This is a genomic window from Mesorhizobium sp. LSHC412B00 (assembly GCF_000503035.1).
In the GTDB taxonomy this organism is placed as follows: Bacteria; Pseudomonadota; Alphaproteobacteria; order Rhizobiales; family Rhizobiaceae; genus Mesorhizobium.
This window is the reverse complement of the sequence record NZ_AYWB01000006.1, coordinates 191015-205147: the sequence shown is the minus strand read 5'-3', so window position 1 is coordinate 205147 and position 14133 is coordinate 191015. Positions and strand designations below refer to the sequence as shown.

11 protein-coding genes and 1 pseudogene are annotated in these 14133 nt (G+C 63.3%); 7 read left to right on the top strand and 5 right to left on the bottom strand.

Features of this window, described 5'->3' with window-relative positions:
• The first annotated feature begins 104 nt into the window (after positions 1–104).
• Together X757_RS150985 and X757_RS150990 are read left to right on the top strand one after the other, a co-directional pair.
• Positions 105–1820: a type I secretion system permease/ATPase gene (locus tag X757_RS150985; protein WP_023726319.1), complete on the top strand. Its 1716-nt coding sequence runs from the start codon at positions 105–107 to the stop codon at positions 1818–1820.
• Positions 1821–1823: 3 nt separating this feature from the next.
• The gene (locus tag X757_RS150990) at positions 1824–3359 is read left to right on the top strand and encodes an HlyD family type I secretion periplasmic adaptor subunit (protein WP_023726318.1); all 1536 of its coding nucleotides are present in this window, start codon (positions 1824–1826) and stop codon (positions 3357–3359) included.
• Between the two features lie 199 nt (positions 3360–3558).
• Here the strand turns inward: X757_RS150990 and X757_RS150995 are convergent, their stop codons facing one another.
• Positions 3559–4206, bottom strand: coding sequence for a ThuA domain-containing protein (locus X757_RS150995; protein ID WP_023726317.1), 648 nt, complete (start codon positions 4204–4206; stop codon positions 3559–3561).
• Positions 4207–4462: 256 nt separating this feature from the next.
• Here X757_RS150995 and X757_RS151000 point away from each other — a divergent pair, with 256 nt between their 5' ends.
• Complete coding sequence (locus X757_RS151000) at positions 4463–5107, top strand: YjbE family putative metal transport protein (RefSeq protein ID WP_023687004.1); 645 nt, start codon at positions 4463–4465, stop codon at positions 5105–5107.
• A 13-nt stretch (positions 5108–5120) separates the two neighbouring features.
• Here the strand turns inward: X757_RS151000 and X757_RS01000000164805 are convergent.
• Positions 5121–6505, bottom strand: a pseudogene (locus tag X757_RS01000000164805) (FAD-binding oxidoreductase).
• A gap of 225 nt (positions 6506–6730) precedes the next feature.
• Here X757_RS01000000164805 and X757_RS151005 point away from each other — a divergent pair.
• Positions 6731–7795 (top strand): LacI family DNA-binding transcriptional regulator, encoded by a 1065-nt coding sequence (locus X757_RS151005; protein WP_031251301.1) that lies wholly within the window; start codon positions 6731–6733, stop codon positions 7793–7795.
• On the opposite strand, the gene X757_RS151010 is transcribed toward X757_RS151005, so the two are convergent.
• From X757_RS151010 to X757_RS151020, 3 genes are all read right to left on the bottom strand, one after another.
• Positions 7783–8763 (bottom strand): alpha/beta hydrolase, encoded by a 981-nt coding sequence (locus X757_RS151010; protein ID WP_245275063.1) that lies wholly within the window; start codon positions 8761–8763, stop codon positions 7783–7785. The genes X757_RS151005 and X757_RS151010 overlap by 13 nt on opposite strands.
• Before the next feature lie 14 nt (positions 8764–8777).
• Positions 8778–9926 (bottom strand): Gfo/Idh/MocA family protein, encoded by a 1149-nt coding sequence (locus X757_RS151015; protein ID WP_023726312.1) that lies wholly within the window; start codon positions 9924–9926, stop codon positions 8778–8780.
• A 254-nt stretch (positions 9927–10180) separates the two neighbouring features.
• Positions 10181–10942: a DeoR/GlpR family DNA-binding transcription regulator gene (locus X757_RS151020; protein ID WP_023726311.1), complete on the bottom strand. Its 762-nt coding sequence runs from the start codon at positions 10940–10942 to the stop codon at positions 10181–10183.
• A gap of 163 nt (positions 10943–11105) precedes the next feature.
• Between X757_RS151020 and X757_RS151025 the strand changes: the two genes are divergently transcribed.
• The 3 genes from X757_RS151025 to X757_RS151035 all read left to right on the top strand — a co-directional run bounded on the left by X757_RS151025 (position 11106) and on the right by X757_RS151035 (position 14095).
• The gene (locus X757_RS151025; RefSeq protein WP_023692211.1) at positions 11106–11906 is read left to right on the top strand and encodes a class I fructose-bisphosphate aldolase; all 801 of its coding nucleotides are present in this window, start codon (positions 11106–11108) and stop codon (positions 11904–11906) included.
• 3 nt (positions 11907–11909) lie between these two features.
• Complete coding sequence (locus X757_RS151030) at positions 11910–12860, top strand: PfkB family carbohydrate kinase (protein ID WP_023724285.1); 951 nt, start codon at positions 11910–11912, stop codon at positions 12858–12860.
• 89 nt (positions 12861–12949) lie between these two features.
• A complete protein-coding gene (locus X757_RS151035) occupies positions 12950–14095 on the top strand; it encodes an ABC transporter ATP-binding protein (protein ID WP_023686996.1) in 1146 nt (381 codons plus the stop codon).
• Positions 14096–14133 lie beyond the last annotated feature (38 nt).

Genomic DNA, 14133 nt, shown 5'->3' with positions numbered 1-14133 from the left:
CCGACACCGGGCGGGCGCCTTTCCTGGCGCCCGGCCGGCACAATCCAAAGCATCACAATGGGGGGCGAGCCGTGCCGCAGCCAAGACCGCAGTTCGAAGAGGTAATGCATCTGGCCCGGCGCCAGGCGCCCGCCCTGCTCATCTTCAGCCTGCTTGCAAACGTCCTGATGCTCGCCAGCACCGTCTACATGCTGCAGATCTACGACAGGGTGCTGTCGAGCGGGTCGATCGACACGCTGGTGTGGCTCACCCTGGCGGTGATCGGCGCGATCGCCGTCTATGGCCTTTTGGAACAAGCCCGCCGCATGATCCTCGGCCATATCAGCCAATGGCTCGACGACCAGTTGAACGTCCCGGTGATCGAACGAGCCATGGAGGCTCGCCTCGCGGGTAGCAACGTCGAGGCCGGCCTGAAGGACGTAGCGGACCTGCGCGGTTTCGTCGGTGGCGACAGCATGCTGACCTTTCTCGACGCGCCGTGGACGCCCGTCTTCCTGGCTTTCATGTGGCTTCTGCACCCAGCACTGGGCGTGCTCGGACTCATCGGGGCGATCCTTTTGTTCTGCGGCGCGCTCGCCAATGATTTCTTTACCCGCCGCAGGAGCCAGGAAACGTCGGCAGAGCTGCGTCGCAACCAGGTCGCGGCCGGCCAATACATCGATGGCGCTGAGACGTTGCGCTCGCTCGGCATGTCGGGCTCGGCGCTGCAGCGCTGGGAAGAAAAGCAGCAGTCGTTGATGACCATCCAGGCGCAACTTCTCGGTCGCACGACCAGCATCGGGAGCCTGTCGCGCTCGCTGCGCATGGCCCTGCAAGTGGCCGTGCTGGGACTTGGCGCCTACTTTGTCTTGCGCGGCGAACTGACGGCCGGATCGATGATCGCGGCATCGGTACTGCTGAGCCGCGCGCTTGCGCCGATAGAACGCTCGATCGGAGCCTGGCGCAGCCTGGTTACCGCTCGCACCGCGCGTCGCAACCTCATGCGCCTGTTCGCGGACACCAATTCTAGGCAGGGCGGTGAAGTGACCTTACCCCGCCCGCAAGGCCGGCTAAGGCTCGAGAACGCACACTACCATGCGCCGGGTACACAGCAGGCCCTGATGAACAAAGTATCCTTCAACGTCGAGGCCGGCGAGACCTGCGGCGTGATTGGTCCGTCGGGTTCCGGCAAGACCACACTTTGCCGCCTCATGGTGGGAACGTTGCGGCCTTCGCTCGGTCATGTAAGGCTGGACGGCGCAGAGCTCGCGAGTTGGCCTTCGGACCAGCTTGGAATGCACATCGGCTACCTGCCGCAGCAGGTCGAGCTGTTTCCGGGAACGATCGCCGACAACATTGCGCGCTTGCGCGATGTCGATAGTGCCGCAGTGATCGCCGCGGCGCAGGCCGCAGGTATCCACGAGACGATATTGCGGATGCCAAATGGCTATCAAACGGAGGTGGGGCCGCATGGGGCGCGAATCTCGCGTGGCCAACGTCAGCGCATCGCTCTCGCCCGGGCGCTATTCGGCAATCCCGCGCTCGTCGTGCTCGACGAACCGAACACTGGCCTCGACGGCGATGGTGAAATGGCTCTGTTCAATGTTCTTCACCATTTGAAGGAACGGGGCTGCACCGTCATTCTCGTCAGCCACCAGACGAACCTGCTGCGTACGGCGGATCATGTCGTTTTCATGCACGACGGCACCGTTAAGATGTTCGGCACGCGCGACGAGGTGCTGGGCGCGCTGGGCGGTCACCGCAAACCGACTGCCGTGCCGTCGTCCGGGCAAGACAAGACCAGCGTCGTCGTTCCGGCAAAATTGAAGGCGGCGGAGTGAGCCATGAGCGACCGATTTAGCGACCTGTCGAAGATGATGGACATGCTGATGGCCAGCCTGCGTGACGTGCTGGACAGGTTAGTTGTCGCTGCTGGAGATCTAGCTGCGGCGGCTTCGAACCGTTTCGACAGCCTGGACGTGCCGGCGCGCGCCGCGCTGGCTGCAACTGCCACCGCGCTGTTCGTGCTCGTGCTTGTCGGGCTTGTCGGGCTTGTCCGGCGGCGTTCGTCTGCATATCGCGATAGCAAGCGCGACCTGAATCGCCGGACGCGTCCAGCGCGTATACTCGGCTATTTCTCCGCGCTGTTCTTTGTCGGCGGCATCGCCCTCTGGTCAGACGTGGCCCTCCTGGCCAGCGCCATCGTGGCCCCCGGCATCGTCAGCCCGGACGGCTACCGGAAGACCGTTCAGCATCTGGAGGGCGGCATCATCGGGATGATCCACGTGCGGGATGGCGACAAGGTCACAGCGGGCCAGGTTCTGATAAGCATGAAGACGACCGATGCACAGGGCCGCTACGACGAGCTGCATGAGCGCTACATTCGCTTGCTGGCGGTCGAAGCGCGCTTGGGTGCGGAGGTTGCCGGAGAAGATCAGATCATTTTTCCCAAGGAACTGACATCGGCTGACAACCAGGCCGGGCAGAAAGTGGCCGCTGAAGAGCAGGAACTGCTTCGCAGCCGCCTTGCCACTCGCGAGGGGCGCGAGCAGATCCTCAACAAGCGGATACGGCAGATAGAGGAGCAAATCACCGGGTCCAGGGAAGTGATCGCAGCCGAGGAGGAGCAACTGGGGCTGATCGACCGCGAGATCGCTTCGGCACAGGAAATGTACAAAAAGGGATTGGAGCGCCTGCCGCGGATCCTTGCGCTGCAGCGTGCCCAGGCCGACATCCGAGCGAGCCAGGCGTCGAACCGGTCGCAGGTCGCGCGCAACGAACAGCAGATCGGCGAGACCGAGCTGCAGCTTCTCAATTTGCGGCAACAGGATGGTGAGAAAGCGAACGAGGATCTTGGCAAGGTGCGCGGCGATCTGGCCGAATTGCGGAGCCTGTTACCCTCGCGTCAGGATGTGCTGGCCAGGACTGACATTGTCGCGCCGATCGCGGGAACAGTGATGAACGTGCGTGTCACAACTGAATCTGGCGTGATTTCCAGCGGCCAGCCCCTCCTCGATATCGTTCCGAATGGGTCCAACCTGGTCATCGATTCACGGATCAAGCCGCGGGACATCGACATGGTGCATCCGGACATGCCGGCACGCGTTGTGCTGTCAGCCTATCCAACACGGCATCTTCCGCAAATCCACGGGTTGCTCACCTCGGTATCGGCCGACCGGCTGACGGACGAGAGGACCGGAGAACCCTATTTTCTCGCCAAGATCAAAGTCGATATGGCTGACCTCGCAACCCTCCATGACGTAAAATTGTCGCCCGGCATGCCTGCCGAAGTGATGATCCTGACTGGCGAGCACACACTGCTCGACTATATGCTGGCGCCGGTTCGCGACTCGCTCAATCGAGGATTCAGAGAGAATTAGAGTCTTCTACTTTCCCGTATCCCGACGCCATCCAATCCTCCGAAAAGCCGCCCGTCGAACGATACGGCTCGAGTGTCATGGCATTGGCGATTCCTTCGCCAGCGCGCCCCCAGCAGTGTCGGGAGCGCCGCTTCGCGGAACTGGACGATCGCTATAAGCAATCCGTCCCACTGCGCTCAGCTTGACGCCAAGCCCGGGATCAGGCCGATCGGCTGGCCCACAGCACCCCACGCTCGAGAATGGTGCGCATTTGCGGCACGGAAAACTCATCCGCGGTGTGGCCGAGCGCGCTGAAGAAGACGCGGCCCTTGCCATAGCGGCGCTTCCAGACCACGGGCATGACGACGCCGTCGATGAAGTCGAGATGCTCACCGCTGAACGTCGTCGTCGCCAGCACCTCGTTGCTCGGGTCGACATGCATGTAATACTGCTCGGAATGGTAGGCGAAACCCTCGATACCCCTGACGATCGGATCGTCGCTGATGATGTCGACACGGTAGTCGATGATGTCGCCGGGGTGCGCGACCCATTGGCCGCCGGTCATGAACTGATAGGCCGGTTCGTTGCGAAAACTGTCGCCCATGGTGCCATGGAAGCCGGCAAGGCCGGTCCCGCCGCTGACGGCGGCGGTGAGGTTTTGCAGCTCCGGTTTATCGATCGTCGACATGGTGATCACCGGCACGATCAGATCGATGGCCGGGAGCTGCGGATCGGCGAGCGCCGATGTGCCCTCTTCTATCCGCACTTCGAAGCCATGCCCCGTCAATATCTCGCTGACGACAGCGGCGCTGCGAGCCGGCGTGTGGCCTTCCCATCCGCCCCAGAAAATCAGTGCCGTCTTGCTCATGCTCGTCTCTCCTTTGGTCGGCAATATTGATAGGCAAGCGGAACGCTTTTGTCTTCCTTCCATGATGGGCATTCTGGGACGGGCATTTCTGGTCGGAAATCACGAACCGGCGATGAATTCCGTGGATGAGGACCGATTGGCCGCGCTGGCGTCTTGTTTCAACGCCGGGCTGCACTCAAATCAGCTGTCTTCGCGTTTGCGCAGACATCGGTCCGATCCGCCGCAACCAGCCGGAGCCTTCCGGGGAGACCGCTTTATGAGTTTCGACCAGACGACTGTCGCCGCCTATCTGGAAGTCATCACCATCAACCTTGTGCTGTCTGGCGACAATGTCGTGGTGATCGGCATGGCGGCCGCAGGCCTCGCCAAGGCGTTGCGGCAGAAGGCGATCATCGCCGGCATTGCCGCGGCGGCGGTGATCCGCATCGTCTTTGCCGTGATCGCGGTGCAGCTGCTGGAAATTCCTGGGATCATGCTGGTCGGCGGCATGCTTTTGTTCTGGGTGTGCTGGAACATGTTCCAGGAGTTGCGCTCGGCCGGCGACGGCGAGGACGTCGACAATGAAGCCGCAGCACTTGCGACGGCGCGGCCGGCCAAGGCGCTGCGCACCGCGATCCTGCAGATCGTCGTCGCCGATGTCTCGATGTCGCTGGACAATGTGCTGGCCGTGGCGGGCGCCGCCGCCCACGACATGAATGCGCTGGTGTTCGGTCTCATCCTGTCGGTGGTTCTGATGGCGGTCGCCTCGACGCTGGTGGCGGCGCTGCTTGCCAGGTATCGCTGGATCGGCTGGCTCGGTCTGGCAATCATCGTCTATGTCGCGGGAAATATGACTCTGGACGGCGTCGAGCAGATGAGAACGGTCGGCTTCCACGCGCTGCTCTCGCCAGTTGCAAGCTAGATCCTCCTGGCGATCAAATGATATCGAAAATCCGCCCTGGGTTGAGAATGTTGTGCGGATCGAACGCCACCTTCAGCCGGCGCATGGCTGATAGTTCGGCGTCGCTGCGCACGAGGTTCAGCCATTTCTTCTTGTCGAGGCCGATGCCGTGCTCGGCCGAGACGGCGCCACCGCATGCCGCTACCCCGTGATAGATGATCTCATAGGCGGCCGCCGGTTCCGTGGTGTCGACCTGATAGTGCAGATTGCCGTCGCCGAGATGGCCGAAGACGTAGATCTCGGCGCTGCTGTCGACGGCGTGGATCGCGGCTTCGGCGTTGCGCAGGAAATCCGCCATGGCCGCCAACGGGATGCTGATGTCGACGCAGAGCATTCCCTCGATCGCAAACAGGAATCGGTTAGCCTCTTCGCGCACATCCCATAGCGCACGGAATTCGCGTGGCGACTGCGAGACGACCACGTCGTCGACGATGCCGTCCTCGACCTCCTGCATCAGCACCGAAGCGAAACGCTCGCCGTCCAGCTCGGCCTGGCTGCCCTGGATCTCGGCCAGCACATAGACCGGCGCGCCGACAGGCAGCGGCGCCGGCGCCGCCATGCCGGCAATCATGGCGCCGTAGAGCGGCGAGAAGTTTACCTCATAGGCCGAAGCAAGGGCCCGAGCCGCTGCTTGAGCAACCCCAGCAACGCAATCGCCGCCTCCAGCGAGCCAAGGGCGCAAAAGGCGGCAACCTCGGTGGCGGGCTTGGGATGCAGCCGCAGGCAGGCGCGAGTAACCACGCCCAGCGTGCCTTCGCTGCCAATGAAAAGCTGGTTGAGATCGTATCCCGAATTGTCCTTGGCCAGGCCACGCAACGAAGTCAGGATCGAGCCGTCGGCAAGCACGGCCTCCAGCCCCAGCACCTGGGCGCGGTACATGCCGTAGCGCAGCACGCGAATGCCGCCAGCATTGGTGGCGATGTTGCCGCCGACCGTCGCCGTGCCGCGCGCGCCGATATCGACGCCGAACATCAGGCCGGACGCATCGGCCGCTTCCTGCACCATTTGCAGCGGCGCGCCGGCTTCCGCGATGATGGTTGCCGCGGCGCCGTCGGGCGCTTCGACCGCGGTCATGCGCTCCAGCGACAGCACCGCTTCGCCCGGCTGCACGCGCGCGCCGCCGGCCAGCCCGGTGCGGCCGCCATGGACGACCAGCTTCTGGCCGATACCACTGCATAGGCGCAGGATTTCGGCGACGTCGGCGGCGTTGCGCGGACGCAAGACCAGTTCGGGCTGGCCGCCGCCCTTGCCGGAGAGGTCGTCGCCATAGCGCGGATCGATAGCATCGCCGATCACAATCGCGGCGGCATCGAGCCGACGATATAGCTGGGAAAGAAGCCGATCGATCTGTTGTGTCATGGTGCCTGGACTTTTCAGCGCTCTTTGTGACCGAGACTTTGATGCGCGACAATTTTCGCGTCAATTGAACAAATTTACGCACGGTATAATCTGTTATTGCGCGTTGAACCCACTGACGTTTCCTGTAAATTTCGTCTGCCGTTGCGTGGCGGACGCGCCGGCTGCAGGACCGTGGGCAGCGTCAAGGGATGACCGAGGTTCTGGCGCGTGCCAGACGAGGATTGAATGCCAATGACGCACAAGACGATGGAGGATTTCGCCCGCTCCTGCGGCGTCTCCAGGCCGACGCTGTCGAAATATTTCGACGATCCGACCAGCGTCAAGCCGGCAACGCGCAAGCGCATCGAAGAGGCGTTGCGCTCATCCGACTACCAGCCCAATCTGTTTGCCCGCAACCTCAACCGCAAGCGCACCCGCGCCATCGGCATTGTCGTACCGACGGTCACCGACCCCTTCTATTCCGAAATGGTCAGCCGCATCGAACTTCGGCTGCGCGACGAGGGCTACTGGCCGATCGTCATCTCCTCGCATGGCTCTACCGAGCTCGAAATGGAGGCGACACGTACCATCCTGTCGCTGAAAGTTTCGGGCGCGCTGATCGCGCCGCTCGGCTTGCGCTCGGACCGGCGCACGCTGGAGAAGCTGACCCAGACAATGCCGGTCGTCTATTTCGATACCTATCTCGAAGGCGGCACGCCCTTTGTCGGCAACAACAATGCCCAGAGTGTCTCGACCATCGTCGACTATCTCTGCCGCTCCGGCGACGCCCCGATCTATTTCGACATCCCGCATGTCAATCACAATTCGCCGGAGCGCCTGAACAGTTACGTCGCCGCGATGCGTCAGCTTGGCCAGGAGCCGGTGGTTATCGGCAACACCCGAGACTACACATGGGATTTCGAGCGCATCGGCTACGAGCAGATGGAACAGATGCTCGGGGCCAGCGGCCTGCCGGGCAAGACCGGGGGTCTGCCCGGCAAGACCGGGGGTCTGCCCGGCAAGACCATACTGTGTGCTAATGACCGCCTGGCCTTCGGCGTGATGGCGGCAGCCTTCGCGAAAGGGCTGAAGATCGGCCGCAAGGCCGATTGCGACCTGCGTATCGCCGCCCATGACGACCATCCGCTGAGCCGCTACACCTGCCCCGCACTGACCACCATCGCGCAGGATTTTGCCGCCATGGCGGGGCGCAGCGTCGAGACTCTGCTCGCTTTGCTCAACGAGGATAGGGCAAACGTCGCGCCGAAGGTCAGCCTCGACGCCGCCCTGGTGATGCGTCAGTCCGCTTGAGCCTTTCCAAAGGCAGGATCGAAGCTTCGCCACGCGGCAATGGCGGCGGCAACCGCCTGTCTCGCTGCCGGGCCGTGACGGCCCATCGAGACGAAGCCGTGGATCTGACCGGGCCAGTGTTCCAGCACGACCGACACGCCGGCCTGCTGCAGACGCCTGGCATAGGCCTCGCCTTCGTCGGCAAGGATGTCGCGACCGGCGATGGCGATGAAGGTGGGCGGCGCACCGGCGAGGCTTTCCGCCTTCAGCGGTGAGGTACGCCAGTCGCCGATGTCGGCGGCATTGCGGATATAATGGTCGCGGAACCAGGCCATGGTCGAGGCGGTCAGGCCAAAGCCTATGGCGAAGCGGCGATAGCTGTCCGTCGTCTGCCCGGCATCGGTGTTGGGATAAAACAGCAGCTGCGCTGCCGGCGGATTTTTGTCCCCCCGCGTGAGCAGGCCGAGCACCGTAGCGAGATTGCCGCCGGCGCTGTCGCCGGCAACCGCAATGCGGGCAGCCTCGATGCCGAGTTCGTCCGCGGCGCTTTGCATGAAGTTGAGCGTTGCGCGGCAATCCTCTATTGCCGCCGGGAATTTGTGTTCCGGCGCCAGCCGGTAGTCGACGGAAACGACGACTGCGCCCGCCTCGTTGGCGAACCAGCGGCAGATCTCGTCATGCGAGTCGAGATTGCCGATTACCCAGCCGCCGCCATGGAGATAAAGCAGCGCCGGAGCGCCTGCCGAAGGCGCGCCCTGCCCGCGATAGATCCTGAGCCTAAGTGGTCCGCCGGGTCCGGCGACGATGCGCTCGCTGAGTGCCGCTACCGGATCACGCTCGCCTTGCAAGTTTGGGAAGCCCTCATTGTAGGCACGGCGCGCCTGTTCAGGCGTTCCCGTTTCGAACGGCGGCGCGCCGGCCTGGCTGCCGAGTTCGAGCACATGCCGGGCCTCCGGATCGAGTGTCGGCAGGGACGGTGGCAATGTCACGGACGAACCTCCCGTCAGGCAAGCAGGCTTGCCGCTTCGTCTTCGCCAAGCAGCGGCGGCTGGTCGACCGTGCCGTTGACCGCGACGGAGCCGCGGCTTTCGCCCGAGGCCAGGATCGCCTCCATGATCTCAAGCACATGCAGCGCCAGCTCGCCCGAGGCGCGCGGTTTTCTGCCCGCGTCCAGCGCGCGCGCCAGATCGGCGACGCCGAGCATGCGGTAATTGGCACGGTCGGGCGCGGCATAGGGCCAGTTGCGGGCGCCGTAGAGTTCGTTCTTGCTGGCGAAATCGGCCCAATCGGCGCCACGTTCCGACAGCGAGACCGTGCCGCCGAACGTGTCGGGATCGGGTAGCCTGAGCGAGCCTTCGGTGCCGTGCAGTTCGATCGGATGGTTGGAGTGTTTGAACACGTCCCAGGAGGCGCCGAAGGTGACGGTGGCGCCGGAACGGAATTCGAGCAGCGACATTATGTTGGTCGGCGTGCCGACCTTGAATGTCGTGTTCTTGAACGGCCCGTCGGCCGTGATCAGCCTCTCCTCCTGGCCGCGCGTCGCCATCGCCATGACGCGCTCGACCGGCCCGAGCAGATTGACCAGCACGGTCAGGTAATAGGGACCCATGTCGAACACCGGACCGCCGCCGGGCTGATAATAGAATTGCGGATTGGGATGCCAGTGCTCCATGCCCCGTCCCATCATGAAAGCGGTGCCGGTCACCGGCTTGCCGATCGCGCCGTCATCCATCAGCCGGCGCGCGCGGCGGCCGGCTGCACCCAGGAATGTGTCCGGCGCCGAGCCGATCAGCAGGCCGCGCTTCGCGGCCTCGGCGACAAGGCGGCGGCCGTCGGCGGCAGAGGTTGCCAGCGGCTTTTCGGTGAAGACATGCTTGCCCGCCGAGAGCGCTGACAACGAAATGTCGAAATGCGCCGCCGGGATTGTCAGGTTCAGCACGAGGTCGATATCGGGGTCGGCCAGCAGCGCGTCAACGCCCAGGGCGCGGATGCCGTATTCCCTGGCGCGCAGCTCAGCCATGTCAGCGGAAATGTCGGCGCAGGCGCGTAGCTCGACACCACCGAAGAGCGCTGCATTGCGCAGATAGGTCATCGAGATGTTGCCGCAGCCGATGACACCGATGCCGAGCTTTGTCTCTGATTTTCCGTGCATTTCCAGCTTTCCTCTCAAGCCAAGGGCATGCTGCGCAACCGTTGCAGTTCCCACGACCCCCCGCAATCCGCTATACAGGACTTTAAATGTTGACGCGCGTAAAATTTTTATAGAGCTTATGAGAATTCTGGCGTGCACTGGGAGGCCGCCAGCGCAAGGAGGAGAACATGACCGGCATGAAAAACGGCCGACGGCCGCTGCGAAGCCCGTGGGTCATGCGCGCTTTCCGTCGCGCATCAGAGACCGGGATGGGTTCAGGCATAGATCACCTTGGCCCCGATCCTATCAAGCTCGCTGCGTATTGGACCGGGCAGGCCATCGTCGGTGATCACCGCATCGACGGCCGACAGCGAAAATGCCTTGGACGTCCCGCTGACGCCCCATTTGCTCGAATCGGCGAGCAGGACAACGCGCCGGGCCATGCGAACGAGGTTTCGCTTCGTTCGCGCCATGTCTTCGTTCACGTCGACCACATCCAGTGACGAGTCTATCGCATGCGCTCCAACAAAGACCTGATGCGCTACCAGGCCGCCGAGAGCCGTATCGGCATCGGTGATCAGCGTGCTCACCGTGTCGGGATAGACCCGGCCGCCGATCATATGAACGTCGAGCCCGGGACGATGCATAAGATGCTGCACGATATTCATGGCCGTGGCCGCGACCACGACATTGCTGAGCGGCGGTAACTGCATGGCAAGTTGCATCAAGGTTGAGCCGCCGTCGAAGATGACCGATTGGTTGTCCTCGAACAGGTCCAGCGCCGCCCGGGCGATGCGCTTCTTTGCGTCGAGGTTCGTTTGCATCCGGCGGGCGAACGCGGCCGTCGTCGAATCGGTGGTCCGGGTCACCGCCCCTCCACGGGTCTTGGTCAGCAGTCCCTTGCGGTCCAGTATTTCGAGGTCGGAGCGCACCGTGACCTCCGACACGCCAAACCCGTCCGACAGGTCCTTGATGCGAACCTGTCCGCTGCGTTGCACCTCGCCCAGGATCGATTGGCGTCTCTGCTCCGACAACATTGCCCTGCCCCTGCCTGCCTGCGCCGAGCAATCGCGCCGGCCTCGGCTCACCTTACCGAAAAATATGGAGATTCGAAAGCTTTCGAAAGATTGTTTTTCTTTTTTCTTTCGGAAACACTGGATCGAGCATTTTTAAATCAACCGATCAGGGAATTTTGGACTCATGAGCCTAGGAACCAAGGTGCGCCTCGCGCGCCTCTTCTCGCATCCATCGGGGAACCTTTTTGGCGGCGCGGTCGACCACTTCGTCGGCTATGGCGACGTGCGCAAAGGCGGCCTTGCCGACCTGCCGGGTGCGCTCGCACGCGTCATGGCGGGCAAACCCGACTACGTCAGCATCCAGCCTGGCACCGCGCGCCATCTGTGGCCGCAATATGCGGGCAAAGCTTCCCTGGTGATTCAGGCGGGCTGCTTCACCGCGGACGATCGCATCAGCGAGTTGATCGCAACGCCCGAGGACGCGGTGCGCGCGGGGGCCGATGCGTTGGCCGTGGCCATTCCGGTGCGCGGCGCGACGGAGGGCAAATACATACGCTGGCTGACCGATTCGGTGAATGCGGCGGCCCGCTACGGCATGCCTGTGGTGGCGCATATCTACCCTCGCGATTTCACCGACGGAGCAAAGATCGTCTTCACCCCCGACGAGATCGCCTATGCGGCGCGCATCGGCTACGAGTCCGGCGTCGACGTGATCAAGATCGGCTACACCGGGGATTTCGAGTCGTTCCGGGAGACCGTCCGGACCTGCCCGGTGCCGGTTGTCATCGCGGGCGGTCCAAAGACCGATACGCTGCTCGGCGCGCTTCAGCAGACGGCGGATGCCATCCGTGCCGGCGCGCGCGGCGCCGTGGTCGGCCGCAATCTCTGGGGGCACGGCGATCCGGAGAAGGCAGCGCTTGCCTTTCGCGGCGTCATCCATGACGGCCTTTCGGCGCAAGACGCCCTGGCGAAGGCGGGTGCCTGAACGATGCCCACCATCCCCTCGATCCTCGGCTTCGGCGCTATTGCGATCGACGACATCGTCTACGTCGATCAGCCATTGTCGGCGGGCAAGGGTAAGGTTCTGCAAAGTACCCGCGCCTTCGGGGGAAATGTCGCGACGGCGCTGGCCGCCGTCGCGCGGCTCGGCGGAACCGCCGGGTTCGTCGGATGGCTGGCCAGTGCCTCGGACGACGCGGTGCAGCTCGATCTCGTGGCGAGCGGTATTGAAACCGCATTCGCGCCGCGCCATCCCGACGCGCGCCCGGTGCACTCGCGGATCACCGTCGGCTCGGACGGGGAAAGGTTCATCGCGTATGACGACGATGCGATGCTGGGCACCGCTCCGGACTTTCCGGACGATATCCTCAGCCGCGCGACCGTCCTGATCGTCGATAGCTATGCGACCGGGTCGCTGGATGTCGTGGCTCGGGCTCGCGATCTCGGCCTTGCGATCCTGGGCGACATCGAATGGAGCAGCGGTCCCGCCACGGAACGGCTGATCGCGCTCTGCGACCATCTCATTCTTCCACTTAGCTTTGCACGGACTGCCACGGGGCGCCGATCGCCTGCCGAGATGCTCGATGCCTTGTGGTTGCCATCGCGATCCGCCGTGGTTCTGACCGATGGAGGCAGGGGTGTGTACTATCGCGGCCGTGAAGAGACAGGTCTCTGGCACCTGCCCCCGCACCGGGTTGCGGTCGTCGACTCCACGGGCGCGGGTGACTGCTTTCATGGCGCCTATGCCCATGCGTTGACGCGCGGAGCCGACACCGCGGGCCGGATCGCATTCGCGGCCGCGGCGGCGGCCGTTTCGATAACGGGGCGTGGCGGGCGCGAGGCGCTTCCGACCGAGGACCAGGTCACGCAACTCCTGGCATCGGCGAACGCGCCGTCAGCAGTCGACCTGAAAAATGCGCATGTGGATGCTGGAGTATGACCTGAAACGATCCGACGAAACATTTCGCAGGCGAACACAAGCCCAGGAGAATCATAAAAATCAGGGCTTATACTTGTGGAGGCAGGAATATGGCAGAAGTCATTCTTGAGAAGATCTGCAAAACCTACGGGAACAGTTTTCGCGCAATCGACCAGTTGAACCTGTCGGTCAAGGACGGCGAGTTCTTGATCCTCGTCGGGCCTTCCGGCTGCGGCAAATCCACGGCGTTGCGAATGATCGCGGGGTTGGAAGACATCACCAGCGGCAGCCTTCGGATCGGCGGGGTCGACGTCGTCGACATGCCGCCCAAGGACCGCGACATCGCGATGGTGTTCCAGAGCTACGCGCTCTACCCGCATATGACGGTATCCGAAAACATCGCCTTTTCGATGCGGCTGGCAGGCAAGCCGAAGGCCGAGCGCAAGAAGCGCGTGGACGAGATCGCCAAAACTCTTCAGCTGACGTCTTTGCTGGACAGCAAACCCGCGAACCTGTCAGGCGGGCAGCGTCAACGGGTTGCCATGGGCCGCGCCATGGTGCGCGAGCCGGCCGCCTTTCTCATGGACGAGCCGCTTTCCAATCTGGATGCGAAACTGCGTGTGCAAATGCGCGCCGAAATCACCAGCCTGCAAAAGCAGCTCGGCGTCACGACCATTTACGTGACCCACGATCAGATCGAAGCGATGACGATGGGCGACAGAGTCGCGGTGTTGAAAGGCGGTGTGCTGCAGCAGGTCGACACACCCAAGAGGCTCTATGAATCGCCGGTTAACGCCTTCGTTGCCGGCTTCATCGGCTCTCCTTCGATGAACCTTTTCGAGGCGACCCTGAAGGGCGGCGAGCTCGCTTTTCGCGACTTCGCCGTCCGGCTGCAGGATGCAGCCTTCGTGCGCAGGCCGGCCTTGAGGTCGTATGCGGGGCGCAAGGTCGTGTTCGGGATCAGACCGGAGGATCTTTATGACAGCAGCCTTGAATCCGGCCGCAAGTATCAGACGATACCGGCCAGGGTGACCTCGATCGAGGAACTCGGCTCCGAACAGATCGTCCACATGAACATCGACGCGGTCCGGGTGGACTCCGGCGATCCGGATGCGGTGGACGATTTCGGCCTGGCGTCGAACGCGGTGGCGAGGTTCGAGCCGATCAGCGCCGTCCGCTCCGGCTCGGAAATCCGGTTGGCCGTGGATGATGCCAAGTTCCATTTCTTCGATCCCGAAACGCATCTGGCGATCTGAAGATCTGCGGAAGACCGCGGGCGGGAGCGAGGTGCCTG

What these genes read in the sequence shown, in the direction of transcription:
- X757_RS150985 (WP_023726319.1), top strand. Translation starts at nt 105, where the DNA reads ATGCATCTGGCCCGGCGCCAGGCGCCCGCCCTGCTCATCTTCAGCCTG.
- X757_RS150990 (WP_023726318.1), top strand. Translation starts at nt 1,824, where the DNA reads ATGAGCGACCGATTTAGCGACCTGTCGAAGATGATGGACATGCTGATG.
- X757_RS150995 (WP_023726317.1), bottom strand. Translation starts at nt 4,206, where the DNA reads ATGAGCAAGACGGCACTGATTTTCTGGGGCGGATGGGAAGGCCACACG.
- X757_RS151000 (WP_023687004.1), top strand. Translation starts at nt 4,463, where the DNA reads ATGAGTTTCGACCAGACGACTGTCGCCGCCTATCTGGAAGTCATCACC.
- X757_RS151005 (WP_031251301.1), top strand. Translation starts at nt 6,731, where the DNA reads ATGCCAATGACGCACAAGACGATGGAGGATTTCGCCCGCTCCTGCGGC.
- X757_RS151015 (WP_023726312.1), bottom strand. Translation starts at nt 9,926, where the DNA reads ATGCACGGAAAATCAGAGACAAAGCTCGGCATCGGTGTCATCGGCTGC.
- X757_RS151020 (WP_023726311.1), bottom strand. Translation starts at nt 10,942, where the DNA reads ATGTTGTCGGAGCAGAGACGCCAATCGATCCTGGGCGAGGTGCAACGC.
- X757_RS151025 (WP_023692211.1), top strand. Translation starts at nt 11,106, where the DNA reads ATGAGCCTAGGAACCAAGGTGCGCCTCGCGCGCCTCTTCTCGCATCCA.
- X757_RS151030 (WP_023724285.1), top strand. Translation starts at nt 11,910, where the DNA reads ATGCCCACCATCCCCTCGATCCTCGGCTTCGGCGCTATTGCGATCGAC.
- X757_RS151035 (WP_023686996.1), top strand. Translation starts at nt 12,950, where the DNA reads ATGGCAGAAGTCATTCTTGAGAAGATCTGCAAAACCTACGGGAACAGT.